Genomic DNA, 24,897 nt, shown 5'->3' on the forward strand with positions numbered 1-24,897 from the left:
TGTCTATGCAGCTAGGCGCCTGGGCTAGAGGGGCAGGATGCGTGGCCTTGGCGGCCGCAGTAGCTTCGTCGGTGCCTGCGCACGGGCAGCTGCGCGAAGGCTTGGCGATGTTCGTGCTGATCGGCGGGCTTTGGGTCACGCAGGCCCTGCCGCTGGCCGTGACCGCGCTGGCGGTGCCGCTGCTGGCGGTGCTGGCAGGCGTCATGCCTGTGCGTCAAGCCCTCGCTCCCTTTGCGCACCCGGTCATTTTTCTGTTCTTGGGTGGATTTGCACTGGGGGCGGCATTGGCCCGGCAGGGGCTGGATCGGGCATTGGCGCGGGCTGTGCTGCGCGCAGCGCGGGGCCACCGTCTGGCCGCCGCCTTGCTTCTGGGCGGGCTGTGCGCGCTATTGTCCATGTGGATGAGCAACACGGCCACAGCGGCAATGATGCTGCCGTTGGCTCTCTCTCTGCTGCAAGGCGGCGAGGCGGAGCAGGCTTCACGCCCTACCGCAGAGACGAGCCCTCAACATCCCGTGGGGGGGCGCGAGCAGGCCTTTGTGCTGCTTGTCCTCGCCTACAGCGCAAGCATCGGTGGAATTGCCACCCTGGTCGGCAGCCCGCCCAATGCAATCGTCGCAGCGCAGCTGAACATCGGTTTTGCACAGTGGCTGCGGATCGGGTTGCCGCTGGCCTTGCTGCTGTGGCCGGCCATGGTGGTCGTGTTGTGGGTGGTGCTTCGGCCCTCGCTCGGCGGGCGGGTGACTTTGGCGGCCGAACCGCTGGAATGGACGCGCGAGCGCTGCCTGACGGTGGTCATTTTCCTGCTCACCGCTGCAGGTTGGGTGGCTGGCGCGCCGCTGGCTGCGTGGCTGGGTGTGACGGGCGAAATCGATACCTTGGTCGGGCTCGTCGCCATGGTCGCGTTGACGCTCTCGGGCGCTCTGGGCTGGAAGGACATCGAGCGGCATACGCAGTGGGGTGTGCTGCTGCTGTTTGGCGGCGGGCTGGCGCTGAGCGACATCATGGCGTCCACAGGGGCCAGCAGCTACCTGGCCACAGGCCTGCTGGCGGTTGTTCGGCACGCGCCGCCGGCGCTGCTGTTGCTGGGAATGGTTACCTTTGTCGTGTTGCTCACCGAAATGGTCAGCAACACCGCCAGCGCTGCACTGCTGCTGCCCGTCTTCCTGCCGGTGGCCGCCGCTATTGATTTACCGCCGCTGGCCATGGGGGCGGCCATCGCCGTTGCGGCATCGTGTGCCTTCATGCTGCCCGTTGCCACACCGCCCAACGCGCTGGTGTTTTCCACCAGCCTTCTCCCTCAGGGCACGATGATGCGGTGCGGACTGTGGCTCAACGCGGTGTGCATCGTCACAATCACGACCTTCGCTTCAGGGGTGTGGGCATGAGTTTGGGGGAGATGCTGGCCAGCGTGGTGGGCGGGCTGGGGCTGTTTTTGCTGGGCATGACCATGATGACGGACGGCCTGCGGCTGGCCGCCGGCCCGGCGCTGGGGCGCATTCTTGCCGCCGCGACGCGCACGCGTGGTCATGCGCTGGGGTCGGGGGTGCTGGTCACGTCGCTGGTGCAGTCCTCCAGCGCGGTCACCGTGGCCACCATCGGTTTCGTGAATGCGGGGCTGCTGCCGCTGGGGGCGGCCCTGTGGGTGCTGTTCGGGGCGAACGTGGGCACCACCATGACAGGCTGGATCGTGGCGCTGGTGGGGCTCAAGTTCAAGGTCGAGGTGCTGGCCCTGCCGCTGTTGGGGGTGGGTGTGGTGCTGCGGCTCACGGGCGAGGGGCAGCGGCGCGGCGCACTGGGCACCGCGCTGGCCGGGTTCGGGCTGCTGTTCATGGGCATTGCCATGCTGCAGCAGTCGTTCACCGGCCTGGCCGGCCAGATCACTCTGCCCCAGGGCGAGGGTGCGCTGGGTGTGGCGGCACAGGTGGCCGTGGGCGCGCTGATGACGGTGCTGATGCAGTCGTCCAGTGCCTCCATGGCGATTGCACTCACTGCGGCACAGGAAGGGCTGCTCACCCCCCAGGGCGCTGCCGCAGTGGTCATTGGCTCCAACGTGGGCACCACCGTCACGGCCGTGCTGGCCACGCTTGGCGCCACTTCCAATGCCCGGCGTGCAGCGGCGGCGCATGTGCTGTTCAACGGCATCACCGGCGTGGTGGCCCTGCTGTTGTTGCCCTGGCTGGTGCCCGCCATCGCCGCGGCGCGCCAGTCCATGGGGCTGCCTGAAGATCCCGCGGCACGGTTGGCCCTTTTTCACACACTCTTCAACGTGATGGGGGTGCTGCTGATGTGGCCTCTGGCGGATGCCCTGGCCCGTTGGCTGCAAAAGCGGTTTCGCGCCCGCGAGGAGGACGAGGCCCAGCCACGGCATCTGGACGACACGGTGCTCGCGGTTCCATCCCTGGCGCTGGGTGCGCTGGACCAGGAGGTGGCGCGCATGGGCCATGTGGCTGTGCGCATGGCAAGGGCGGCAGCACAGGGCGCCTCGCCCCCGGCGCTGGTCCGCGACCGGTATATCGTTGAGCAGCTGGACGCGGCAGCCGATTCGTTTGTGGAGCGCATGAACCGCACTGCGATGCCTCAGCCCACCAGCGAGCGACTGGCGCGGGTGCTGCGGGTGCAGCGCTACCACCAGACTACGGCACAGCGCGCTCTGGACGCTGCCCCTCTCGTGCCCGTGGAGGGCGGTACGGGCGGGTTGCAGGCGGTGTTCTTTCAGCAGGCCGATGGGCTGCTGGCCCTGTGCGATCCCCAGGCGGGAGATGACGGCTTGCCCCATCTGGCGGCCCGCTCTGCCGCCATGGAGCAGGCGTACCAGGACGCCAAGGCCGCCTTGCTGGCTGCGGGTGCGCAGGGCTTGCTGCGGCTGACCGCCATGGAAGACACGTTGTGCCGCCTGGCCGCCCTGCGGCATGCAGCGCAGCAGGCCGCGAAGGCGTTCACTCATCGGGCAGGGTATGCACACGGTGGTGAACAGCCCGCCGAGGCCAGCGCACCTGCCGAGGCGAAGCCTTGATGCCACAAGAGGCGGCCGCGCCAGAGCGCCTGCACGGGCTGCCACCCGTGGTGTCGCCTGGCACGGCAGTCCTGGTGCTCGGCAGCTTCCCGGGCGTGGCGTCCTTGCGCGCGCGGCAGTACTACGGCCACCCGCAAAATCACTTCTGGCGCATCCTGCAGGCGCTTTGGCCGCAGCATCCGCTGCCCGGGGGCGCGCACAGCTATGCGCTGCGCTGCCAGTGGCTGCTGGACCGGGGCCTGGGCGTGTGGGATGTGTACGCGAGCTGCCTGCGCCAGGGCAGCCTGGATGCGGCCATTCGCGACCCCGTGGTGAACGACTTCGCGCTGTTGCGCGCGCACTGTCCCGGTCTGCGCGCCATTGCCCACAACGGGGCGGAGAGCTTCAGGCACGCACCCGCCGTGCTGCACAGCCTCCAAGCCGGCGGGCCCGGGCATGGCGCCGCACCCCCCATCGAATCCATTAAGCTGCCGTCCACCAGCCCGGCAAATGCCTCCTGGAGTTTCGAGCGTAAATTGGCGGCCTGGGCGGACCTGATGGCCCGGCACGGAATGTTGTGAATGACCCGAAGAAAACAGAAATTGGCAGAACTGCCCGAAGTCAGTGTGTCGGACGATGGCGAAGTGCGCCATCTGCATCTGGGCACCCCGTGGATCCAGGGCTCGATGCGGGTGGACCAGCCCTTTGACATCGAGCTCGAATATGTGCAGCGCATGATGGCCTGGCTGCTGTTTGCAGAGCCCGCGCAGGTCTCCAAGGGCCACGCCATGCAGCTGGGACTGGGGGCGGGGGCCCTGACCAAGTTCTGCCACAAGAAGCTGCGCGTGTGTTCCACCGCCATCGAGTTGAATCCGCAGGTTCTGGCGGTGTGCCGCCAGTGGTTCAAGTTGCCGCCTGACGGCCCCAAGCTGCGCGTGGTGCTGGCCGACGCGGCGCAAGAGATCCGGAACCCCATGTGGCTCGGCACGGTCGATGCGCTGGCCGTCGATCTGTACGACCATGAAGCAGCCGCGCCGGTGCTCGACAGCCCCGCGTTCTATGCCGACTGCCGGGCGTTGCTCACCGAGTCGGGCTGCATGACCGTGAACCTCTTTGGCCGGGCTTCCAGCTTTGATCGCAGCCTTCAAAGCATGGCCGAAGCCTTTGGTCGTGACGCTCTGTGGGCCTTCAAGCCCACGCGCGAGGGCAACACCGTGGTGCTGGCACAGCGCACGCCCAGCCGACCGAAGCGGGCAGAACTCGCTGCGCGGGCCGAGGTCATACAGGCCCGGTGGGGCCTTCCTACCACCAAGTGGCTGCGGGCCTTCAAGCCCGTCCCGGCCTGAAATGCGCCCTGCGGCGTTCCGGCGCCTGCTGCCACGGAAAGGACAGTGATGAAAACGAATGTGTCGACGCCCTTGCCCATCGCGCCCGCGCGCTTCTCGGGCCCGGTGGACTGGCGGCGTGTGGTGGAATGGCTGAGCGATGACGGGGTCATCGCGCACGAGGAGGCCGAGCGCACCATCGCACGCTGCTCGCAGGCCGAAAGCTCCCAGCACGCGCTGGTGCGCCTGGCCAGCGTGGCCATGGCGCGGGCCAGCGACGGCAAGCCGCTGGACATCGAGGCGCTGTCCGAATACCTCGCCCAGCGCGCGGGCCTGCAGTATCTGCGCATCGACCCGCTCAAGGTGGATGTGGGGCGTGTGTCCGACACCATGAGCGCCACCTATGCAGAGCGCCACAAGGTCTTGCCCGTGCAGGTAAGCGCCAAGGAAGTGGTAGTGGCCACCGCCGAGCCCTTTGTCACCGACTGGGTGGCCGAGGTGGAGCGCCAGTCGCGCCGCACCGTGCGGCGCGTCGTGGCCAATCCGCAGGACATCCACCGCTTCACGGCCGAATTCTTTGCGCTGGCGAAATCGGTGAAGGCCGCGCAGAAGGCTGGCGGCGCCTCGGCCGGCAACAGCTTCGAGCAGCTTGTGGAACTGGGCAAGAGCAACAAGCAGCTCGATGCCAACGACCAGGGCGTGGTGCGGGTGGTGGACTGGCTGTGGCAGTACGCGTTCGACCAGCGTGCCAGCGACATCCACCTGGAGCCGCGGCGCGACCAGGGCGTGATCCGCTTTCGTATCGACGGAGTACTGCACCCCGTCTACCAGATGCCCATGGGCGTGCACAACGCCATGGTGTCGCGCATCAAGCTGCTCGGCCGCATCGACGTGGTCGAAAAGCGCCGCCCGCAGGATGGCCGCATCAAGACGCGCAACCAGCGTGGTGACGAGGTGGAAATGCGCTTGTCCACCCTGCCCACCGCCTTCGGTGAAAAAATGGTGATGCGCATCTTCGACCCGGACAACGCCGTGAAGGACCTGGACGCGCTGGGGTTTGCGCAGCATGACGCGCAGCGCTGGGAGGCCCTGGTCAAGCGCCCGCACGGCATCATCCTGGTGACCGGGCCCACCGGCTCGGGCAAGACCACCACGCTGTATTCCACGCTCAAGCGCGTGGCCACCGAAGAGGTCAATGTCAGCACGGTGGAAGACCCGATCGAAATGATCGAGCCCAGTTTCAACCAGACGCAGGTGCAACCCCAGCTCGACTTCAACTTTGCCGAGGGCCTGCGCGCGCTGATGCGCCAGGACCCCGACATCATCATGGTGGGCGAGATCCGCGACCTCGAAACCGCCGAGATGGCCATCCAGGCGGCGCTCACGGGCCACCTGGTGTTCTCCACCCTGCACACCAACGACGCACCCAGTGCCATCACCCGGCTGATGGAGCTGGGGGTCCCTTCGTACCTCATCAACGCCACCCTGCTGGGCGTGCTGGCGCAGCGGCTCGTGCGCACGCTGTGCCGGCAGTGCAAGCAAAAGGACGAAGCCGCAGCGCGCGAAACCCTGGCCGAAGTCGTCAAGCCCTGGAAGATCAACGGCGCCTACCAGGCGTACAAACCCGTGGGCTGCGTGGACTGCCGCATGAGCGGCTTTCGCGGGCGCATGGGCCTGTACGAGCTGCTCACCGTGAGCGAACAGCTCAAGGACAAGATCACCCAGGCGCCCTCCATGGATGTGCTGCGCCGCCAGGCCGTATCCGACGGCATGCGCCCGCTGCGGCTGGCCGGGGCCTTGCGCGTGGCCGAGGGCCTGACCACCCTGGAAGAAGTGGTGGCCGCCACACCACCGCTCGAACACGGCTGATCGCCCGCCTTGCGGCGGTGTCTCCTGCGCGACTGGCTTCCTGCCAGGGCGGACCCGTTACCGGATGTAGGTGGAATCCACATCCGAAAGCGGGGTGCTTGCCCGCACAATCGCGCAGTCGTGATTTCCCCCAAAGGAGACAATTCGTGAAAATCAAGAGTCAAAAAGACTTCTTCTCCGGCCTCATGTTCATGGGTGTCGGAGGCGCGTTTGCGTGGGGTGCCACCACGTACAACGTGGGCAACGGCGCCCGCATGGGCCCCGGCTACTTCCCGCTGATGCTGGGCATCCTCTTGGCCCTCATCGGTGCGCTGATCATGTTCAAGGCCGTCACGGTGGAAACCGCCGACGGCGACAAGATCGGCAAGTGGGCCTGGAAGCCGCTGTTCTTCATCCTGGCATCCAACTTCGCGTTCGGCATCCTGCTCGCCGGACTGCCCACTTTGGGCGTTCCCGCCATGGGTTTGATGGTCGCCATCTATGCGCTGACCTTCATCTCTGGCCTTGCAGGCAGCGAATTCAAGGTCAAGGAATCCTTCATTCTCGCGACCATCCTCGCGGTAGGCAGCTACGTGGCATTCGTCTGGGCGCTCAAGCTGCAGTTCCCGGTGTGGCCCAGCTTCATTGCCGGCTAAGAACAACGACAAGAGAAGCAGAGCATTCCCATGGATCTCATCAACAACCTCTCGATCGGTTTTGGCGTCGCCTTCACCTTTCAGAACCTCATCTACTGTTTTGTCGGCTGCCTGCTGGGTACGCTGATCGGCGTGCTGCCGGGCATCGGCCCCGTGGCCACCATCGCCATGCTGCTGCCCGCCACCTATGCGCTGCCACCCGTGTCGGCGCTGATCATGCTGGCCGGCATTTACTACGGCGCGCAATATGGCGGCTCCACCACCGCCATTCTGGTCAACCTGCCGGGCGAGTCATCGTCGGTGGTGACCGTGATCGACGGCTACCAGATGGCGCGCAAGGGCCGGGCGGGGCCGGCGCTGGCGGCTGCGGGCATCGGCTCGTTCTTCGCGGGCTGCGTGGGCACCCTCATCCTTGCGGCGTTTGCGCCTCCGCTCACCGAAGTGGCCTTCAAGTTCGGCCCGGCCGAGTACTTCTCGCTGATGGTGCTGGGCCTGATCGGCGCCGTGGTGCTGGCCTCGGGTTCGCTGCTCAAGGCGGTGGGCATGATCGTGCTGGGCCTGCTGCTGGGCCTGGTGGGCACCGACGTCAACTCGGGCGTTGCGCGCTATAGCTTCGACATTCCTGAGCTGACCGACGGCATTGGTTTCGTGACGATCGCCATGGGCGTGTTCGGCTATGGCGAAATCATTGCCAACCTGTCGCGCCCTGAAGAAGAGCGTGAAGTGTTCACGGCCAAGGTGCAGGGCCTGTTCCCCACCAAGGAAGACTTCAAGCGCATGTTCCCCGCGATGGTCCGTGGCACTGCCCTGGGCTCTGCGCTCGGCATCCTGCCCGGCGGTGGCGCGCTGCTGTCGGCCTTTGCGGCCTACACCATCGAAAAGAAGACCAAGCTCAAGCCGGGCGAGGTGCCTTTCGGCCAGGGCAACATCCGCGGCGTGACGGCGCCGGAGTCGGCCAACAACGCCGGTTCGCAGACCTCCTTCATTCCGCTGCTCACGCTGGGCATTCCGCCCAATGCCGTGATGGCGCTGATGGTGGGTGCCATGACGATCCACAACATCCAGCCTGGCCCCCAGGTGATGACCAGCAACCCCGAACTGTTCTGGGGCCTGATTGCCTCGATGTGGATCGGCAACGCCATGCTCGTGGTCCTGAACCTGCCGCTGATCGGCATCTGGATCAAGCTGCTCACCGTGCCTTACCGCTGGCTGTTCCCCTCCATCGTGCTGTTCTGTGCTGTCGGTGTGTATTCCACCAACAACAACACCTGGGACGTGTGGATGGTGGGCCTGTTCGGTCTGGTGGGCTACGTGTTCCACAAGCTCGGCACCGAGCCCGCGCCACTGCTGCTCGGCTTCATCCTCGGCCCGATGATGGAAGAGAACCTGCGCCGCGCGCTGCTGCTCTCGCGCGGTGACTGGAGCGTGTTTGTCACGCGTCCTCTGTCGGCCGGGCTCTTGGCTGCTGCCGCGCTGCTGCTGATCATCGTGCTGCTGCCTGCAGTGAAAAACAAGCGCGAAGAGGCCTTCGTGGAAGACTGAGATCGGCCGGTTCGCTGATCGAATCCCCAGCAACGGCACCTTCGGGTGCCGTTGTTTTTTGGCGAGCATGCGGGCGGGGGCGCGAGCGGGCCGGTAACAATCGCGGGCAGAGGACCGCATGCCCACACCCGCACATCCCACGCAGCACCCCCAGCGGGCCCTGCTGCACAACGAGATCCACGCCCGACCGCCCGAAGCCATTGCCGCTCCGCTGGCCATTGCGCACATCGTGATGCTGGCAGACGCCGCCGGGCGAGAAGCCAGCCGCGCGCACCTGGCCGCGCTGCTGCGCGACCACCACCTGGCGCTGCCCCATGCGGAGACCACCCACCTGCGCATGGATCTGGGCCCCTACCGCATCCGCTGGGAACTGCACACCGAGTTTGTCTCCTGGACCTTCATGGTGCCCGTGGCGGCCGAAGGCTTTGGCGAGCGCGAGCCCGACGGTGCCGCCGACGCCGTGCCGCGCGACTGGCTGGCGGCGCTGCCCGGCCAGTGCCTGTGCAGCCTGAATCTGTGGGTGCTGCCCACCCACACGTTCGGCTCCACATCGCTGGTCAAGCACGTGCTGCATGAGGACACTCTGGTCGCCTCCACCGTGGCCGACGGCCATGGCGAGGTGTACACCGACTTTGCCATCCATGCCGATGGCTCGTCGCGCATGGTGCTGCTGACCGGCGGCATGACACCGCGCCGCCTGGGGCGCCTGGTGCAGCGGCTGCTGGAGATCGAGACCTATCGCATGGCGGCGCTGCTGGGGCTGCCGGCGGCCCGCGAGGCGGCCAGCGTGCTCGCCTTTGCCGAACGTGAGCTGGCGGAACTGGCCAATGCCATCCGCACGGCCAACCGCGACGCCGAGCCCGCGCTGCTCGACCGGCTGACGCGCCTCGCGGGTCAGGTGGAAAGCCAGTACGCGGCCACGCATTCGCGGTTTTCGGCCAGCAGCGCATACTTCGAGCTGCTGGACCGGCGCATCGAGGACATTGCCGAGTCACGCCTCGCGGGCATGCAGACCATCCGCGAGTTCATGGACCGGCGCCTCACCCCCGCGCGCAGCACCTGCGCTTCGTCTGCGCGGCGGCAGGACGCGCTGTCGCAGCGCGTCTCGCGCATGAGCAACCTGCTGCGCACGCGCGTGGAGATCGAGCAGCAGCAAAGCAGCCAGGCGCTGCTGGCCGCCATGAACCACCGGCAGGACCTGCAGCTCAAGATGCAGTCCACGGTCGAAGGCCTGTCCGTCGCCGCCATCACCTACTACATCGTGGGTCTGGTGAGCTACCTGGCCAAGGGCGCGCAAAAGATGGGCTGGCCGCTGTCGCCCGAGACCACGGCGGCCGTGGCCATTCCGGCCGTGGCGCTGGGCGTGTGGTGGTCGCTGCGCCGGCTGCACCACAAGGTGTTCCGCCGACACGATTGAGCGGGGCGCACGTCCGCGCCTTCGGTGGCGCGTCGGCACGGGCCATCTACATCGCCTTCGCCATCGCCAACCGCGCAGGCGCCCCGGCGCATGGCCGATGCCGCAGGGCCTTGCCGGCGTGCCACACTGTGTTGCCGGGCGCGCGGGTCGCGCAGCCCCCATCGCGCACCGCTCGCCTGTCGCGCGCTCGCACCCCAAGGACCATCGCCCCCGTGTCTACCGTCCCCCGCCCACCCGCGCCCGCCGTCCGCAAGGGCATGGCATCAGGCCTGTTGCTGGCGCTGTTCGGCTCCATCGCCTTCAGCGGCAAGGCCATCATCGTCAAGCTGGCCTACCGCTATGGCGTGGACGCGGTCACGCTCATCATGTACCGCATGCTGTTTGCGCTGCCCATCTTTGCCGTGATGGCCTGGTGGGCCAGCCGCGGCCAGCCGCCGCTCACGCGCAAGGACTGGCTGGGCGTGCTCGGCCTGGGCTTCACGGGCTACTACCTGTCGAGCTTTCTGGACTTCGCCGGGCTGGCCTACATCAGCGCCAGCCTGGAGCGGCTCATCCTGTACCTCAACCCCACCCTTGTCGTGCTGCTGGGCTGGGTGCTGTACCGCCATGGCATCCGCTGGGGGCAGGCCCTGGGCATGGCCATCAGCTATTGCGGCGTGGTGCTGGTGTTCGGGCATGAGGCCACCTTGCAGGGCAGCGACGTGGCGCTGGGCGCCCTGCTGGTGTTCCTGAGCGCGGGCAGCTACGCCGTGTACCTGGTCTACAGCGGCGAGCTGGTGCGGCGCCTGGGCTCGCTGCGGCTGGTGGGGTTGGCCACCACGGTAGCGTGCCTGTGCTGCCTGCTGCAGTTCGTGCTGCTGCGGCCGATGAGTGCGGCGGTGGTGGCGCCCGAGGTGCTGTGGCTGTCGGTGCTGAACGCCACGCTCTGCACCGCTGCGCCCGTGCTCATGGTGATGATGGCCATCGAGCGCATCGGTGCCGGCATGGCCGCACAGGCCGGCATGGTGGGGCCGCTATCCACCATCCTCATGGGCGTGCTGATTCTGGGGGAGCCCTTCACCGTGTGGGTGGCGGCGGGCACGGCGCTGGTGGTTGCCGGCATCTTCGTCTTCACCCGCCTCGCACGCCGCCCGGCAGGGTGACTGCCGCTGGCGCGGGCCGAAAACCCGGGGCGGCCGCCGCAGCGCCGCAGCATCAATCGCCGCTTCGGTCGGCGGCTCGCGTTGTTCGCAAACCGCCGGGCGCCTGCGCCTGTGTCAGGACGCCTTCTCCTTCTTCTTGGGCGGCGGCGCAGGCTTGCGCGCAGGGGCGGCGGCGGGTGCCGGTGCGGGCGGGGCGGCCGCTGCGGCCGGTGCGGGTGCCGGTGCGCGGGCGGTCATGCGCTGCGCCACCGTCACCGGGGCGGCGCCCGTGAATCCATCCAAATTCTTGCCCATGGCCAGCTCCAGCTGGTCCAGCCGCGCCTGTGCCGGTGGGTGGGTGGCCAGGGCCAGGGTGAACATCGGGTTGTCGGGCGTGGCGGTGCGCAGCTGCTGCAGCACGGCCACCAGGCCATAGGGGTCAAAGCCAGCGCGCGTGGCCAGGGCCACGCCGGCGCGGTCGGCCTCGTACTCGTCCGTCTGGTCCAGCCCCCGCGCATACAGGTTGCGGCCCAGCGCCAGGAACTGCGAGGCCACCATGTTGCCCACGGCATTGGTCCTGATCTGCGAGGCCAGAAGCTGCGTCAGCACGCCCGACTGCGCCGTCTTGCGCATGGCGTGCAGATGGTGCTTGCCGGTCACATGGATGATTTCATGCGCCAGGATGCCCGCCAGCTCGGCCTCGTCCGCGCAGCGGTCGATGAGGCCCTTGGTCACGAACACATAGCCCCCCGGCGCGGCAAACGCGTTGTAGCCGGGGTCGTCCAGCACCACGAAGGTCCAGGGCAGGTTGGGGCGCTCGGACTGCAGGCTGATCCAGCGGCCCAGCTGGTTCACATAGCGCTGCAGCGCCATGTCGGGGTGCAGCGGCTTGCTGCCCAGCAGCACGGCGGCCAGGTGGCGGCCGATCTGGATCTCGCGCGGCTCGTCGATGTTCTCCACCGACCGGCTGAGCATGCCCACCAGGTCGTCGCCCTGCGCCGCATTGCCCCCCCCGCCGGTGACGGCGCCCAGGATGCCACCGGCACCACTGCTGCCGCCTCCGCTCAGAGAGTTCAGCAGGTTCATCACGTTCTGGCTGTGGCCGTGGCTGGGCAGCAGGCCCAGCGTGAGGGCCGCGCAGGCCGTGGCCACCAGGCGCGCCGGCACGGCGGGCAGGCGCATTGGAAGAAGTCCAAGCATTCGCATCGTGTTTCTCCCCGGGTCTTTCTCAGTTGGGACTGAAGTTGGGGTCGGACGGATTGGTCGAAGAACCTGTGGCACCGCCTCCGCCGCTGGAGGCAGGGCGTGGTGGCTCGGCCAGCGGCGGCACCGTGCGGCTTTGCAGCGACGCGGTGGTGGCGAACCGGCGGGCCTGGTCGGCATTCACGCGCAGGGCCTCGGCCTGGCCCACGGCGGCCGGGTTGGGCTGCGCGTTGGCGATGTCTTCAGCGCCCAGGCCGCGGATGCCCACGGTGGACGTGGCGGTGGTGGTCGTGCCGGAGTTGCCGCCAAACAAACCCCCCAGCCCACGCAGCCCGCCCGTGGCCGCGTTGTTGCTGCCCGAGGCCGAACCCGTCTGCGGGCCCAGGTCAAACATGTGCACCCAGCCGCTGGCGCCCTGGGGCGTGCTGACCTTGGTCCATGGGCCCTTGCGCTCGGCGCTGCGGGTCACCACCGTGTTGGCGGCCAGGGCGGCCACGCTGGCGCCAGTCTCGGCCGGTGCGTCGCGCAACTGCGTGGCGCGCTTGACCACGGCGGCATCTTGGGCCTGGGCCGGGCCCGCCACAGGCGCCAGCGCCACCCATGCCAGCGCGGCGGCCAGGGTTCCACGGTGCAGCCATTTCATGGGGAACCTCTCCATTTATGATTCGGACGAACGCACATGTATCAGTGTGCAACCTGGAGATTGTTATGGATTTGGGTATTGCAGGCAAATGGGCGCTGGTGTGCGGCGCCAGCAAGGGTTTGGGCTATGGCTGCGCGCAGGCCTTGCTGCACGAGGGGGTGAACGTGGTCATCAACGCCCGCAACGCCGGTGCGTTGGAAGAGGCTGCTACACGTTTGATAGCTGAAAACACATATGCAGCAAGCGCTGGGGCGCAAAATGATGCCAAACCCAAGGTGCTGGCAGTGGCGGCAGACATCACCACCGAGGCTGGCCGTGCCGCCGTGTTTGCGGCTGCGGGCGGGCCCGGGCGCGACTTCGACATCGTCGTGACCAATGCCGGCGGACCGCCCACCGGCGACTTCCGCGACTGGGACCGCGAAGCCTGGATCAAGGCGGTGGACGCCAACATGCTCACCCCCATCGAACTCATCAAGGCCACGGTGGACGGCATGGCCGCGCGCGGGTTCGGGCGTATCGTGAACATCACTTCCAGCGCCGTGAAGGCGCCCATCGACATCCTGGGCCTGTCCAACGGCGCGCGCAGCGGGCTGACCGGCTTCGTCGCCGGTGCCGCGCGCAGCAAGATCGCAGGGCGCGGGGTCACCATCAACAACCTGCTGCCCGGCAAGTTCGACACCGACCGCCTTGCCGCCACGGTGAATGCCGCGGCAGGCAAGGCCGGCAAAAGCGTGGACGAGTTTCGCGCCGCGCAGCAGGCGCAGATTCCGGCCGGCCGCTACGGCACGGCCGCCGAGTTCGGCGCCATCTGCGCATTTCTTTGCAGCGTGCAGGCGGGCTACATGACGGGGCAGAACGTGCTGGCCGATGGGGGCGCCTACGCCGGCACCTTCTGACCCTTGCTGCGCGCAGCAGGGCCGGCCCCGCAGGGGGCCGCCTTCGCCGCACCTGCCGCGCACCTTCGCCAAGCCTTCGCCCTCCGCGCAGGCCCTTTCGCCACCGGGCGCCGCAGCGCCCGATTTTTTTGTCCGCCCGCGCCTTGTATTCGGCACAATGGGCGCGCCCATGCCTGCAGACACTGCCGCAAGAGTGGTGTTTTGCACACAGCTTTTTCCGGTAGGCGGAAAAACTTGGTAAAGAATGGGGCCGGAGACACAGCCATGCACCCTCCCATGCACACTCCCCAGCCGGCCACGATTCCTGCGATGCGTCGACGCGCTTCGAGCCTTTGCATGGCGCTCGGGCTGCTGTGGGCGGCGGGCGCCGCAGCGCAGAGCCCTCCGCCAGCGGCTGCGCAGGCCGCACCCACCGGGGCGGCGGCGGGGCCCTACAAGTTGCGCATCGTGGGCGGGCTGGCGGGGCTGAACCAGTACACGCGCAAGGAAGAGCCGTTCTGGAACAAGGAACTTGCGCGCCTGAGCAACGGCCGCTTCGAGGCAGAAATCGTGCCCTTTGACCGTGCTGGCGTGCCGGGCTCGGAGATGCTGAGGCTGCTGCAGCTGGGCGTGGTGCCCTTTGGCACCACGTTGATGAGCTCATTCACCGCCCAGCACCCCGAATACACCGCCCCCGATCTTGCCGGCCTCAATCCGGACATTGCCACGCTCAAGACCACGCTGGCCGCGTTCCGCCCCTTCCTGGAAAAGGCCCTGCGCGACCAGCATGGGGTGGAGGCCCTGGCGATCTACGTCTACCCCGCGCAAGTGGTGTTCTGCAAGAAGCCGCTGCGCAACCTGTCCGAGCTGTCGGGCCGCCGCATCCGCGTGTCGTCGTCCACGCAGGCCGACTTCGTGGGCGCTTTAGGCGGTGTGCCGGTGCTCACCGGGTTTGCGCAGATCGTGCCCAGCCTCACGGCCGGCAATACCGAATGCGCCATCACCGGCACCATGTCGGGCAACACGCTCGGCCTGGCCAGCCTCACCAGCCATGTGCATGCCCTGCCCATCACCTGGGGGCTGGCCGTGTTCGGCGCCAACCAGACGGCCTGGTCCGCGCTGCCGCCTGACCTGCGCGCGCTGCTGCGGCGCGAGCTGCCGCGCCTGGAGGCCGCGATCTGGGAGGAGTCCGAGCGCGAAACGGCCGAGGGCATGGCCTGCAACCAGGGTGCGCCCAGCTGCACCGCTGGCACCAAGGGGCGCATGGTGGTGGTGCCGGTGTCGCCGCAGGACGACCGGGGCCGACAGGACATTCTTTCGGCCACCGTGCTGCCGCGCTGGGTGCAGCGCTGCGGCGCCCGCTGCGCCGACATCTGGAACCAGACCATCGGGCCCGTGCGCGGCCTGGTGGCCACCGCGCCGTCCGGCAAGTAACCCGAGGGCCGCCCCAAGATGAGTGAGTCGTCCACCACACCGCTGCGCATCAGGGCCTTTGTCTGGGCCGGTGTGGCGGTGTTTGTGGCCGCCGTGGTGGCGGTGGCGGCGGCCCTGGTGTGGAACGCGCGCATGGTGGCGCTGGCCGACAGCGAGGCGCAGGCCACGCGCTTCGTGGCCGGGGCCGAGGCCGCGCTCAACCGCTCGCTGCTGGCGGTGGACGTGCTGCTGGCCAGCACCGATGAAATGCTGGGCCTGGCCAGTGCCATGGCCGACTGGATCGACCCCGAGAGCGCAAGCCAGCGGCTGCGCAGCTCGGCCCGCCAGAACCTCATGGTGCGTTATGTGGCGCTGCTGGACAGCACGGGCAGGACCATGGCGTCCTCCGACGCGTCGGGCAAGGCGCTGCAGGTGCAGTTGCCGGCGGGCTTCATGGAGTTGGTGATGGAGCAGCCGGTCTCCACCCTGCTCATCAGCGCGCCGGTCGTCAGCTTTGCCAGCTCGGAGCGCGTGATCTACGTCGCGCGCTACCTGCGCATGGCAGACAGCTCCATGGTGGTTGCGGTGGCCGAGCTGCCGGTGGCGGCGCTGAGCTCGGTGCTGGTGCAGGGCGTCAACATCAGCGGGCTGCAGGTGACGCTGGAGCGCGCGCAGGGCCAGCTGCTGCTGAGCGTGCCCACCCGCGACGAGGCCCTCGCGCCCACGCTCAGCCCCCCGCTGGCGACGGTCGCCCAAGCCAGCGACGACTGGAGCGCGCCCGTGCGCCTGAGCGGCGAGCCGGGCCTGGTCGTCTTCCGGCCCATCCTCTACCAGGACCTGCGCATATCGGCCAGCATTCCGCGCGGGGCAGCGCTGTCGGGTTGGCGCACCCAGCGCAACGCCATTGCGTTCACCGCCCTGCTGTTCGTGGTGATGATCCTGGCGGCGGGCTGGCTGGCCCTGCGCTATCTCGACCGGCTTTCGCAGGCGCGGGTGGCCATCGCGCAGTCCAAGGCCACGCTGGACCAGGCGCTCGCGTCGATGGTGAGCGGGTTTCTGGTGCTGGACCGCGAGCACCGCGTGGTGCAGTGGAACAGCCAGTTCGAGCAGATCTACCCCTGGCTGAAGGACGTCATGGCACCGGGCCTGCTGTTCCAGCGCGTGCTCGAGCAAACCTCGCACCACCATCTGCCCGACGCCACCGACGACGAACGCATGCGCTGGGTGGAGCAGCGCCTGACCCAGCTGCGCCAGCGCGAGGGCCAGCACGAGCAGGCGCTGCCCAGCGGCCGCACCATCCAGATCACCGAGCGGCCCACGCCCGAGGGCGGCATGGTGATCACCTACCACGACGTGACCGCGCTGCGCCAGGCCAGCGCCGAGATCGAGAGCCTGGCCTTCTACGACCCGCTGACGAATCTGCCCAACCGCCGCCTGCTGATGGACCGCATGCAGCAGGCCATTGCCGCCAGCGTGCGCAGCGGCCAGCACGGTGCGCTGCTGTTCCTCGACCTGGACCACTTCAAGACCCTGAACGACACCCAGGGCCACGAAGTGGGCGACATGCTGCTGCGCCAGGTGGCCCATCGCCTGAAGACCTGCGTGCGCCGCGAAGACACCGTGGCGCGCCTGGGCGGCGACGAGTTCGTGGTGATGCTGCACGAGCTGTCGGCCAACAGCGAAGAGGCTGCCGCCTACGCCCGCCGCGTGGGCGAGAAGATTTTGCGCAAGCTCAACGTGCCCTACACCCTGGGCAACATCACGCACCACAGCACACCCAGCATCGGCGCCACGCTGATGGGGGGCGCGCTGCAGCCCACGGTCGACCTGCTCAAGCAGGCCGACATCGCGATGTACCAGGTCAAGTCGCAGGGGCGCAATGCGCTGTGCTTTTTCGACCCGCAGATGCAGATCGCCATCAGCGCGCGTGCGCAGCTGGAGGGCGACCTGCAGCAGGCGCTCACGGGGCGGCAGTTCGAGCTGCATTACCAGCCGCAATTCCACCTGGACGGCCGCATCGTGGGGGCCGAGGCGCTCATCCGCTGGCGCCACCCCGAGCGGGGCCTGGTGGCGCCCGGCGCCTTCATCGGCGTGGCCGAAGAGAGCGAGCTCATCATCCCCATGGGCCACTGGGTGCTGCGCACCGCGTGCGAGCAGCTGGCCCGCTGGGCCGACGACGCGCGCTACCGCCATGTGCAGCTGTCGGTCAACGTGAGCGCCCGCCAGTTTCGCCAGCGCGACTTCGTGGCGCGTGTGGTGGAGGTGCTGCGCGAAACCGGTGCGCGGCCGCACCTCCTGAAGCTGGAGCTGACCGAATCGCTCGTGCTCGACAACGTGGACGACACCATCGCCAAGATGGGCCTGCTCAAGACCAAGGGCGTGCGGTTTTCGGTGGACGACTTCGGCACGGGCTACTCGTCGCTGGCCTACCTCACGCGGCTGCCGCTCGACCAGCTCAAGATCGACCAGTCTTTCGTGCACAACCTGGGCGTGCGCCACACCGACGACGTGATCGTGCAGACCATCATCGGCATGGCGCGCAACCTGGAGCTGGACGTGATCGCCGAGGGCGTGGAGACCGAGGCGCAGAAGGCGGTTCTGGCCGAATACGGCTGCTACCTGTTCCAGGGCTATCTGCTGGGCAGACCCACCCCGCTGGCCGGGCTGGAGGCGCTGCTGGAGGCGGCCGCTGCCTCTGCCGCCGCAGCCGTGCAGGGCTGACGCCTGGGGCCGGCGTCCACGGCTTGAAACCGTTCACCCTGGGCGTGCCGAGGCGCCGGCCAGAGCGACATTCCACACCTTCAACCCTGCCGGTTGATACTACATTTTTGATAGCTGTCAGCGCTTTATGGATAAGCGCTGGGGCCGATTTTGATTCAAATTTTTCGGCCCGTCAGCGCCGCGACGAGACCACGATCCCGCCCACGATCAGCGCAAACGCCACCGCGTGAAAGACCTGCGGCGTCTCGCCCAGAAACGCGGCCGACAGGATGGCGGCGAAGAGCGGCGTGAGGTTGACAAAAAAGCCCGCCACCGCAGGCCCCGCGCGCTGCACACCCACGCCCCAGCAGCGGTAGGCCAGCACGGCCGGCCCCACGGCGATGAACACCAGCGCCGCCACCAGCGGCCAGCCCCACTCGGCATGCGAGCGGCCGCTGGCCCATTCCACCCCCGCAAAGTTGCCCGACCAGGCCAGGCCGAACACCATCTGCGCCATCAAAAAGGCGGCCCAGTCGCTGCGGATGCCTTCGGGCTCGTGCGTGCGTGCCAGCAGCCAGCTGTAGAAGGCCCATGACACGGTGGCCAGCAGCATGAACAGATCGCCCGGCACCAGGCGAAAGGCCATCAGCTGCGCCCACTCGCCCCGGCTCAGCACCAGCAGCACGCCGCACATCGACAGCAGCGCGCCCACCACCTGGCGCCGCGTCACCGCCGCGCCAAAGAACAGCGCGCCCACCGCCAGCATCCACACCGGCATGCTCGACCCCACCAGCGTGGCGTTGATGGGCGTGGAGGTCTGCAGCGCCATGTACTGCAGCGCGTTGTAGGCGCCTATGCCCAGCAGCCCCAGCAGCGCATAGCGGCGCCAGTGCGGCCACAGAGGGCTGCTTTTGCGCAGCACCGCGTGGGCCATTGGCAGCAGGATGAAGAAGGCCAGCACCCAGCGGATGAAGTTCAGGGCGGCGGGGGAAATCAGGTCATGTACCAGCCGCCCCGTGACGGCATTGCCGGCCCACAGCAGGGGCGGCACCACCAGCAGCACCGCCGTGCCGGGTGTGAGTTTTTGAGTCATGGGCCCGCACTGTAGCGGTGCGCGCGCCGTGCTGCAGCGCGCGGCCCTGACGACCTCGGCGGGCGCCGGGCCCATGCACGCCGTTGCGGGCAAGGCCCGGCGATTCGTGGCAGGATGGCCGCCGTTGTCAGCCACCCCCCCCCACATATCCAGAGGAGATTGTTGCCATGAGCCTAGCCGTCCAGATCCGCCAGCACGGTGGTCCCGAAGAACTCCAGGTGGTCGATGTGGCCGTGGGCGAGCCCGGCCCCGGCGAAGTGCGCATCCGCCACCACGCGGTCGGCCTCAACTTCATCGACGTGTACCACCGCACGGGCCTGTACCCGCTGAACATGCCCGCCGCCATCGGCATGGAAGGCGCTGGCGTGATCGAAGCCGTGGGCGAGGGTGTGACGCACCTGAAGGCGGGCGACCGCGCCGCCTACGCCAGCAACCCGCCCGGCGCCTACTGCGAGCTGCGCGTGATGCCCGCCAAATGCGTGTGCAAGTTGCCCGACGCCATCAGCTTCGAAACCGGCGCCGCCATGATGCTCAAGGGCCTCACGGCGCAATACCTGCTCAAGAAGACACTGCCCGTGGAGGGCCTGCAGGCGGGCGACCACGTACTGTTCCATGCCGCGGCGGGCGGCGTGGGGCTGATCGCCACGCAGTGGGCCAAGGCCCTCGGCCTGCAGCTCATCGCCACCGCAGGCAGCGACGCCAAATGCCAGCTGGCCCTGGCCAACGGCGCAGCGCACGCCATCAACTACAGCACTGAAGACTTTGCGGCCCGCGTGAAGGAGATCACCGGCGGCAAGGGCGTGAAGGTGGTCTACGACTCGGTGGGCAAGGACACCTGGGACAAGTCGCTCGAATGCCTGCGCCCCTTCGGCCTGATGGCCAGCTTTGGCAACGCCTCGGGCCCCGTGCCGCCGTTCGCACCCGGCAGCCTGGGCGCCAAGGGCTCGCTCTACGTCACGCGCCAGACGCTGTTCAGCCACATCGCCACGCGCGAGGCCACGCAGGCCATGGCCGACGACCTGTTTGCCGTGGTGGCCAGCGGCCAGGTCAAGATCCACATCGAGCAGCGCTATGCCCTGCGCGACGTGCAACAGGCCCACCGCGACCTCGAAGCGCGCAAGACCACCGGCTCTACCATCCTCACCCTGCCGTGAGCGCGGCGCTGCACGCCTGGCTGCAGGCCGCACGCCTGCGCGCGCAGCAGCCCCCCGCCCAGCCCCGCCTGCCCCTGTGGGTGGCGGGGCAGGTCGTAGGCTCGGTGGCGCATGGGGTTTTGAGTCAAATAAGCCTCCAGCGCTTACTGGATAAGCGCTATCAGCTATCAAAAACAGAGCAATCCGGCGTGACCGGCTGGCACCTGGATGTGCCGCCCGAAGCCGCCACCGACGCCCTCAACACCCTGGCCGCTGCGCTGCGCGACGCCAACCTGTGCGGCCCCTGGCGCAACGAACAACTGGCCGTGTGCAACGCTGAGGGCGAGCGCGTGGCCACCGTGGAGCGCGGCGCCGTGCGCGCGCTGGGCATCACCACCGTCGCCGTGCACCTGGTGGGCCTGGCGCCCGACGGCCGCATGTGGGTGCAAAAGCGCGCCCTCACCAAGCCCAACGACCCCGGCCTGTGGGACACGCTGATGGGCGGCATGATCGCCGCCACCGATTCACTGGAACAAGCCCTGGCGCGCGAAACCTGGGAAGAGGCCGGCCTGCACGTGGCCGACCTGCACCACGTCACCCACGGCGGCCACGTGCTCTTCAGCCGCCCCAGCAGCGAGGCCGGTGGCACCGGCTACATGGTCGAACGCATCGACTGGTTCATCGCCACCGTGCCCGAGGGCCTGGCGCCATCCAACCAGGATGGCGAGGTGGACGAATTCGCGCTGCGCAGCGACAGCGAACTGCACGCCCAGGTGGCCGAAGACCGGTTCACGCTGGAGGCGGCGCTGGTGATGGCGGGGTATTGGGGGGTGTAGGGGCGAGGTGCAGATTCCATGTCGGCACGGACCGCCGCTGAGTCCACTACAGATGCCGGATAGATGACTGCAGGTGTTTTACCCTCTGGTTCCCAATCGATCAGGCTCTTGTTGTTGTGGGGGAGTCCAAATACGACCTGTTAGACCGCAGCAGCAGGGCGCTCACGCCACATGCACCTCAAACGCTCCCGACATCAAGACCTTCAGTCCAAGGCCCGGATACTCCATCAGGGTGAAAAACGGCCCGGCGAACACTCCGGCATTGAAACTGCCGCGTGCTTCAGCCCTGATCGTGCATGTCATCGTCATGGGAAGCTGCACCTCCTTCCAGGTGGATAGATCCAGCATCTTCTCGCCGGCAGGAATGGTTACCACACTCTCGTACACAAACTGAGAAGGTAATGCGGGATCCGTCGAGAGCTGCGTATCAGCGCACAGCATTTCGAATGCGTCTAAGCCGAGCTTTTCGTTAAGGGCCTGAAGCGAGCGACTCGGGCCGGAGGTTCGGAGGAATGCGACCAGCCTACCACCGTCATCTCGCTCTACGGCTCCATCACGGATAGAGTGCTGCAGTTCCGTGAGCACTGGAAGAGCGATGCTGCTCTTCTCGTACCGAATCACTCCGTTTGTGATCCGGGCAATTGATCGAAGCCCGGGAGCAATTGGCAAGCCAACGTCCAGTTCAATGTTCGGATAGTCTCGACGCATCGCGACCGGCCCGAGTAGATTCTCGATAAGTTGCCACTCGGATTCAAAGTTCTCATACGAAACGCAAAGCGTCGCATCGGCCGCTGGCCCGAATGCGGTTCGATAGACCGCCAGCTCACGTCCATTGCACAAAGCAAAATAGATTGAGCGTACTTCCGGGTGATTGGCATAGCTCCATGCCTGCTCAATCGGATCTTGGCCGAGTGGGACTTCTGGAGCCTTAGCCTCAATGACCCACCTGAGGCGACCGTCGACCTCAAGGATGTAGTCTGCCTTGCCGCGAAGCTCCGGATCTTTCTTCGCCTCCTTTCTGCCAAGAAAGATTTTCGGGTACTTCAGTGACTGCTCTCGGATGACGTCGCAATCTGTTCCCGACCGGTACCCTAAACGGCGAATCAGAGGGGCAATGACCTCCTCGCGGACATCGGTCTCATTCAGCTTCTCAAAGCGGAGTGGCTCAAACATGCGCATTGCTTTTTCTGCGGTCTAACGTTGTAGCTAACCGGCGGACAACGGCGCCGCCAGTGTTTGCAAAAACCAGCGATCAGCCCCGCCGTTGGCCGTCCGCTTGAGCGCCGGGTTGGGCTCAGTCTCTTCTGCACCAGACCCCTGCAACTCTGAAGCCCTCAGATTTCATCGTCGGGGTCCGATGGCTTTGCGACCCATGACCAAGCGCTTGCCTCCAACTCCGACCATGTCACTTGGAACTGCTCTTCCGCACGAGGGCCAATCCACTTCCCTTTCGGCAACCGACGCTTGCAGTTGACACAAACGAGCAAGCGGCGTGGATAGCGTGGATCCGACACGCCTTCCCGTTGCGACAGATCGTTTCCATCGACGTAGACGGTGTCATCTTCGTAGTCCATAAGATAAACATGACTGCAACTTGGGCACTTGAACAGCGCAAAATCTTCATCACCCGAGTTTTGTCCACCTCGCCCGAAGATGCCTGCGTAGTCGATCGCTGACTCAGGAACGTAAACGGATTTGAGAGATTGAACCTGCGTTGATAGTCTCTTTTTCATATCGATTACGGCGGAACTGACCTGGCAAATCCCAATGTCCAACTTGATGTATCCCGCAAACCTTGCGAAATAAACTGGACCGTGCGGGATATTCTGGACACGGAATCCTCCTGAAATTGGCTTGCAGCTTGAGTCGGTGGTCGATGAACTGTGCAAAAACACAGTTATAAAAATTCCGCCAAACCCGGCAGTGGAAAACGCCGCCAACTATAGCCCGGCGGTCGGATGCCACTGTCACGCGCTTCCGCCGCTCCCGTTTTTTTCTACCCCCTCCGCCCCGCCACCTCCCGCACCAGCTCCCACGCCGTCTGCGCCAGTGGCGACAGTGCGCGGTGGCGGCGGTGGGCCAGCACGATGTCGCGGTCCACGCGGGGAATCAGGGGGCGCACGGCCAGGCGGGCCAGGCCTTCGGGGGGCAGGGCCAGGGTGGGGATGACGGAGATGCCCAGGCCCGCATCGAGCATGCGGAAGATGGTGGTGGGGTGACCCACCTCGTGCGCCACGGGGCCTGTGATGCCGTGGTCGGCCAGGGCGCGGTCGATGAGGCGGCGGCTGCCGGAGTCGTGGTCCAGCAGTACCAGGGGCTCGCCCTGCAGGTCGGCCCAGCGCACCTGGCGTTTGCGGGCCAGGCGGTGGGTGGGCGGGCAGGCCAGGCAAAAGGGCTCGGTCAGAATGGTTTCGCAGTGCAGGGCCTCGCGGTCGCCGGGGTCGATCACCACGCCAAAGTCCACCTCGCCCGTCAGGATGCTGGCCAGCACGGCGCTCTGGATGCGGTCCAGCATCAGCAGCTCCAGCCCCGGGTGGGTGGCCTGGCAATGGGCGATGCAGTCGGGCATGAGGCTGGCCGACAGCGTGGGGCTGCTGGCCACGCGCACGCGGCCGCGCCGGGCGGTGGCCATGTCCTGCACGTCCAGCAGGGTGTTGTCCAGCTCTTCCAGTGCGCGCGGCAGGCGCGCGGCCAGGTGCTGGCCGGCCTCGGTCAGCGTGACTTCGCGCGTGGTGCGGTTCAGCAGCTGCAGGCCCAGCTGCGCCTCCAACTCGGTGATGCAGCGGCTCACGGCGGGCTGGGTCAGGCCCACGGCATCGCCGGTGCGGCTGAAGTTGCCGGTGGCCGCCACCGACTGGAAGACGCGCAGCTGCCGCAGGGTGACATTCATGCGGCCAAATCATAAATCCATCAGAGAAATCCATTTCTCTTTGGAATGCGGAACGGCTCCAATACCGGCACCCCCACTTTCGCCTCCGCGCACCATGGCCCGCTCCCGATTCCTTCCCGACAACTTCACCCTGGCGCTGCTGGGCACCGTGGCGCTGGCCAGCCTGCTGCCCGCCAGCGGGGCCGTGGCCCGCGCGCTGGAGGGGCTGACGGTGGCGGCCATCGCGCTGCTGTTCTTTCTGCACGGCGCCAAGTTGTCGCGCGATGCCATCGTGGCGGGGCTGTCGCACTGGCGGCTGCACCTGGTGGTGGTGGGCACCACGTTTGTGCTGTTCCCGCTGTTGGGCTGGGCGCTCAAGCCGGTGCTGCTGCCGCTGGTCACGCCGTCCATCTACACCGGGGTGCTTTACCTGTGCGTGCTGCCGGCCACGGTGCAGTCGGCCATCGCGTTCACGGCCATGGCGCGCGGCAACATGCCGGCGGCCATCTGCAGCGCGTCAGCCTCCACCCTGCTGGGCATCGTGATCACGCCGCTGCTGGTGGGCCTGCTGCTGCCCGAGGCGCAGGGCGGCGCGGCGCAGGGGGCGCAAGGCACGCTGGCCAACATCGGCCGCATCATGCTGAAGCTGCTGGTGCCCTTTGTGGCGGGGCATCTGCTGCGGTCCTTCATCGGCGGGTTTGTGCAGCGGCATGCGGCCGTGCTGCGGTCGGTGGACCAAAGCTCCATCCTGCTGGTGGTGTACACGGCCTTCAGCGCGGCCGTGGTGCAGGGCCTGTGGCAGCAGTTGCCCCTGGCGGCGCTGCTGGGGCTGGTGGCGGTGTGCGCGGTGATTCTGGCGGTGGCGCTGGCCACCACCACCTGGGCCGCGCGGCGGCTGGGGTTCTCGAAGGAGGACGAGATCACCCTCGTCTTCTGCGGGTCCAAAAAGAGCCTGGCCAGCGGCGTGCCCATGGCCAAGGTGCTGTTTGCATCGCACGCCGTGGGCGCCATCCTGCTGCCCATCATGGTGTTCCACCAGATGCAGCTGATGGTGTGCGCGGTGCTGGCGCAGCGGTATGCGCGGCGCCCCGTGTGAGTGGAATGCTATTGAATGGATAGCTGCCAGCGCTTATCCAGTAAGCGCTGGAGGCCAAAATGGCTGATAAATGCTTGATAAATGGCATGCCTCAGGCTCCTCGCCCCACCGTTCGGGCTGAGCCTGTCGAAG

General features: G+C 67.3%; 21 protein-coding genes. 15 read left to right on the forward strand and 6 right to left on the reverse strand.

Features of this window, described 5'->3' with window-relative positions; all coding sequences use genetic code 11:
- The first annotated feature begins 5 nt into the window (after nt 1–5).
- From ACOQFS_RS09180 to ACOQFS_RS09220, 9 genes are all read left to right on the forward strand, one after another.
- Complete coding sequence (locus ACOQFS_RS09180; RefSeq protein WP_421562608.1) at nt 6–1,388, forward strand: SLC13 family permease; 1,383 nt, start codon at nt 6–8, stop codon at nt 1,386–1,388.
- Nucleotides 1,385–3,016, forward strand: a complete 1,632-nt coding sequence (locus ACOQFS_RS09185; protein WP_421562587.1) for a Na/Pi cotransporter family protein — start codon at nt 1,385–1,387, stop codon at nt 3,014–3,016. The genes ACOQFS_RS09180 and ACOQFS_RS09185 overlap by 4 nt, the downstream gene beginning before the upstream one ends.
- Nucleotides 3,016–3,576, forward strand: a complete 561-nt coding sequence (locus ACOQFS_RS09190) for a DNA-deoxyinosine glycosylase (protein ID WP_421562609.1) — start codon at nt 3,016–3,018, stop codon at nt 3,574–3,576. Before ACOQFS_RS09185 ends, ACOQFS_RS09190 begins: the two co-directional genes overlap by 1 nt.
- A complete protein-coding gene (locus tag ACOQFS_RS09195) occupies nt 3,577–4,341 on the forward strand; it encodes a spermidine synthase (protein WP_421562588.1) in 765 nt (254 codons plus the stop codon).
- A 48-nt stretch (nt 4,342–4,389) separates the two neighbouring features.
- Nucleotides 4,390–6,189 carry a GspE/PulE family protein gene (locus tag ACOQFS_RS09200; RefSeq protein WP_421562589.1) on the forward strand — a complete coding sequence of 600 codons (1,800 nt, stop codon included), beginning with the start codon at nt 4,390–4,392 and terminating at the stop codon, nt 6,187–6,189.
- A 146-nt stretch (nt 6,190–6,335) separates the two neighbouring features.
- Complete coding sequence (locus ACOQFS_RS09205; RefSeq protein ID WP_421562590.1) at nt 6,336–6,824, forward strand: tripartite tricarboxylate transporter TctB family protein; 489 nt, start codon at nt 6,336–6,338, stop codon at nt 6,822–6,824.
- 30 nt (nt 6,825–6,854) lie between these two features.
- Nucleotides 6,855–8,366, forward strand: coding sequence for a tripartite tricarboxylate transporter permease (locus tag ACOQFS_RS09210; RefSeq protein WP_421562591.1), 1,512 nt, complete (start codon nt 6,855–6,857; stop codon nt 8,364–8,366).
- A 118-nt stretch (nt 8,367–8,484) separates the two neighbouring features.
- Nucleotides 8,485–9,783, forward strand: a complete 1,299-nt coding sequence (locus ACOQFS_RS09215) for a DUF3422 family protein (RefSeq protein ID WP_421562592.1) — start codon at nt 8,485–8,487, stop codon at nt 9,781–9,783.
- 257 nt (nt 9,784–10,040) lie between these two features.
- Nucleotides 10,041–10,925, forward strand: a complete 885-nt coding sequence (locus tag ACOQFS_RS09220) for a DMT family transporter (RefSeq protein WP_421562610.1) — start codon at nt 10,041–10,043, stop codon at nt 10,923–10,925.
- 114 nt (nt 10,926–11,039) lie between these two features.
- Here the strand turns inward: ACOQFS_RS09220 and ACOQFS_RS09225 are convergent, their stop codons facing one another.
- Complete coding sequence (locus tag ACOQFS_RS09225) at nt 11,040–12,110, reverse strand: M48 family metalloprotease (protein WP_421562593.1); 1,071 nt, start codon at nt 12,108–12,110, stop codon at nt 11,040–11,042.
- A gap of 22 nt (nt 12,111–12,132) precedes the next feature.
- On the reverse strand, nt 12,133–12,750 hold the full coding sequence (locus ACOQFS_RS09230; RefSeq protein WP_421562594.1) for an SH3 domain-containing protein: 618 nt from the start codon (nt 12,748–12,750) through the stop codon (nt 12,133–12,135).
- Nucleotides 12,751–12,815: 65 nt separating this feature from the next.
- On the opposite strand from ACOQFS_RS09230, the gene ACOQFS_RS09235 reads away from it, so the two are divergent.
- The 3 genes from ACOQFS_RS09235 (at nt 12,816) to ACOQFS_RS09245 (ending at nt 17,759) form a co-directional block, all read left to right on the forward strand.
- Nucleotides 12,816–13,646 carry an SDR family oxidoreductase gene (locus ACOQFS_RS09235; protein ID WP_421562595.1) on the forward strand — a complete coding sequence of 277 codons (831 nt, stop codon included), beginning with the start codon at nt 12,816–12,818 and terminating at the stop codon, nt 13,644–13,646.
- Nucleotides 13,647–13,982: 336 nt separating this feature from the next.
- Nucleotides 13,983–15,059: a TRAP transporter substrate-binding protein gene (locus tag ACOQFS_RS09240; RefSeq protein ID WP_421562596.1), complete on the forward strand. Its 1,077-nt coding sequence runs from the start codon at nt 13,983–13,985 to the stop codon at nt 15,057–15,059.
- Between the two features lie 18 nt (nt 15,060–15,077).
- Nucleotides 15,078–17,759, forward strand: a complete 2,682-nt coding sequence (locus ACOQFS_RS09245; protein ID WP_421562597.1) for a bifunctional diguanylate cyclase/phosphodiesterase — start codon at nt 15,078–15,080, stop codon at nt 17,757–17,759.
- 172 nt (nt 17,760–17,931) lie between these two features.
- On the opposite strand, the gene ACOQFS_RS09250 is transcribed toward ACOQFS_RS09245, so the two are convergent.
- Entirely contained in the window at nt 17,932–18,831 is a 900-nt protein-coding gene (locus tag ACOQFS_RS09250) for a DMT family transporter (RefSeq protein WP_421562598.1), read from the reverse strand.
- A 167-nt stretch (nt 18,832–18,998) separates the two neighbouring features.
- Between ACOQFS_RS09250 and ACOQFS_RS09255 the strand changes: the two genes are divergently transcribed.
- Both ACOQFS_RS09255 and ACOQFS_RS09260 read left to right on the forward strand, forming a co-directional pair.
- Nucleotides 18,999–19,985, forward strand: coding sequence for a quinone oxidoreductase family protein (locus ACOQFS_RS09255; protein WP_421562599.1), 987 nt, complete (start codon nt 18,999–19,001; stop codon nt 19,983–19,985).
- Nucleotides 19,982–20,800: an NUDIX hydrolase gene (locus ACOQFS_RS09260; protein ID WP_421562600.1), complete on the forward strand. Its 819-nt coding sequence runs from the start codon at nt 19,982–19,984 to the stop codon at nt 20,798–20,800. The genes ACOQFS_RS09255 and ACOQFS_RS09260 overlap by 4 nt, the downstream gene beginning before the upstream one ends.
- Nucleotides 20,801–20,962: 162 nt before the next feature.
- On the opposite strand, the gene ACOQFS_RS09265 is transcribed toward ACOQFS_RS09260, so the two are convergent.
- The 3 genes from ACOQFS_RS09265 to ACOQFS_RS09275 form a co-directional block, all read right to left on the reverse strand.
- Nucleotides 20,963–21,973 carry a hypothetical protein gene (locus tag ACOQFS_RS09265; RefSeq protein WP_421562601.1) on the reverse strand — a complete coding sequence of 337 codons (1,011 nt, stop codon included), beginning with the start codon at nt 21,971–21,973 and terminating at the stop codon, nt 20,963–20,965.
- Nucleotides 21,974–22,134: 161 nt separating this feature from the next.
- Nucleotides 22,135–22,740: a hypothetical protein gene (locus tag ACOQFS_RS09270; RefSeq protein WP_421562602.1), complete on the reverse strand. Its 606-nt coding sequence runs from the start codon at nt 22,738–22,740 to the stop codon at nt 22,135–22,137.
- A gap of 56 nt (nt 22,741–22,796) precedes the next feature.
- Nucleotides 22,797–23,690 carry a LysR family transcriptional regulator gene (locus tag ACOQFS_RS09275; RefSeq protein ID WP_421562603.1) on the reverse strand — a complete coding sequence of 298 codons (894 nt, stop codon included), beginning with the start codon at nt 23,688–23,690 and terminating at the stop codon, nt 22,797–22,799.
- A gap of 94 nt (nt 23,691–23,784) precedes the next feature.
- Between ACOQFS_RS09275 and ACOQFS_RS09280 the strand changes: the two genes are divergently transcribed.
- Nucleotides 23,785–24,765 carry a bile acid:sodium symporter family protein gene (locus tag ACOQFS_RS09280; RefSeq protein ID WP_421562604.1) on the forward strand — a complete coding sequence of 327 codons (981 nt, stop codon included), beginning with the start codon at nt 23,785–23,787 and terminating at the stop codon, nt 24,763–24,765.
- The last annotated feature ends 132 nt before the right edge of the window (nt 24,766–24,897 follow it).

The organism is Paracidovorax sp. MALMAid1276, from assembly GCF_049198005.1.
In the GTDB taxonomy this organism is placed as follows: Bacteria; Pseudomonadota; Gammaproteobacteria; order Burkholderiales; family Burkholderiaceae_C; genus Acidovorax.

Excerpts from the sequence above, each read along its gene's own strand:
- ACOQFS_RS09190 (WP_421562609.1), top strand. The coding sequence starts at position 3,016 with ATGCCACAAGAGGCGGCCGCGCCAGAGCGCCTGCACGGGCTGCCACCC.
- ACOQFS_RS09265 (WP_421562601.1), bottom strand. The coding sequence starts at position 21,973 with ATGTTTGAGCCACTCCGCTTTGAGAAGCTGAATGAGACCGATGTCCGC.
- ACOQFS_RS09230 (WP_421562594.1), bottom strand. The coding sequence starts at position 12,750 with ATGAAATGGCTGCACCGTGGAACCCTGGCCGCCGCGCTGGCATGGGTG.
- ACOQFS_RS09200 (WP_421562589.1), top strand. The coding sequence starts at position 4,390 with ATGAAAACGAATGTGTCGACGCCCTTGCCCATCGCGCCCGCGCGCTTC.
- ACOQFS_RS09215 (WP_421562592.1), top strand. The coding sequence starts at position 8,485 with ATGCCCACACCCGCACATCCCACGCAGCACCCCCAGCGGGCCCTGCTG.
- ACOQFS_RS09180 (WP_421562608.1), top strand. The coding sequence starts at position 6 with ATGCAGCTAGGCGCCTGGGCTAGAGGGGCAGGATGCGTGGCCTTGGCG.
- ACOQFS_RS09225 (WP_421562593.1), bottom strand. The coding sequence starts at position 12,110 with ATGCGAATGCTTGGACTTCTTCCAATGCGCCTGCCCGCCGTGCCGGCG.
- ACOQFS_RS09280 (WP_421562604.1), top strand. The coding sequence starts at position 23,785 with ATGGCCCGCTCCCGATTCCTTCCCGACAACTTCACCCTGGCGCTGCTG.
- ACOQFS_RS09245 (WP_421562597.1), top strand. The coding sequence starts at position 15,078 with ATGAGTGAGTCGTCCACCACACCGCTGCGCATCAGGGCCTTTGTCTGG.
- ACOQFS_RS09185 (WP_421562587.1), top strand. The coding sequence starts at position 1,385 with ATGAGTTTGGGGGAGATGCTGGCCAGCGTGGTGGGCGGGCTGGGGCTG.
- ACOQFS_RS09275 (WP_421562603.1), bottom strand. The coding sequence starts at position 23,690 with ATGAATGTCACCCTGCGGCAGCTGCGCGTCTTCCAGTCGGTGGCGGCC.
- ACOQFS_RS09255 (WP_421562599.1), top strand. The coding sequence starts at position 18,999 with ATGAGCCTAGCCGTCCAGATCCGCCAGCACGGTGGTCCCGAAGAACTC.
- ACOQFS_RS09240 (WP_421562596.1), top strand. The coding sequence starts at position 13,983 with ATGGCGCTCGGGCTGCTGTGGGCGGCGGGCGCCGCAGCGCAGAGCCCT.
- ACOQFS_RS09235 (WP_421562595.1), top strand. The coding sequence starts at position 12,816 with ATGGATTTGGGTATTGCAGGCAAATGGGCGCTGGTGTGCGGCGCCAGC.
- ACOQFS_RS09195 (WP_421562588.1), top strand. The coding sequence starts at position 3,577 with ATGACCCGAAGAAAACAGAAATTGGCAGAACTGCCCGAAGTCAGTGTG.
- ACOQFS_RS09210 (WP_421562591.1), top strand. The coding sequence starts at position 6,855 with ATGGATCTCATCAACAACCTCTCGATCGGTTTTGGCGTCGCCTTCACC.
- ACOQFS_RS09220 (WP_421562610.1), top strand. The coding sequence starts at position 10,041 with ATGGCATCAGGCCTGTTGCTGGCGCTGTTCGGCTCCATCGCCTTCAGC.
- ACOQFS_RS09250 (WP_421562598.1), bottom strand. The coding sequence starts at position 18,831 with ATGACTCAAAAACTCACACCCGGCACGGCGGTGCTGCTGGTGGTGCCG.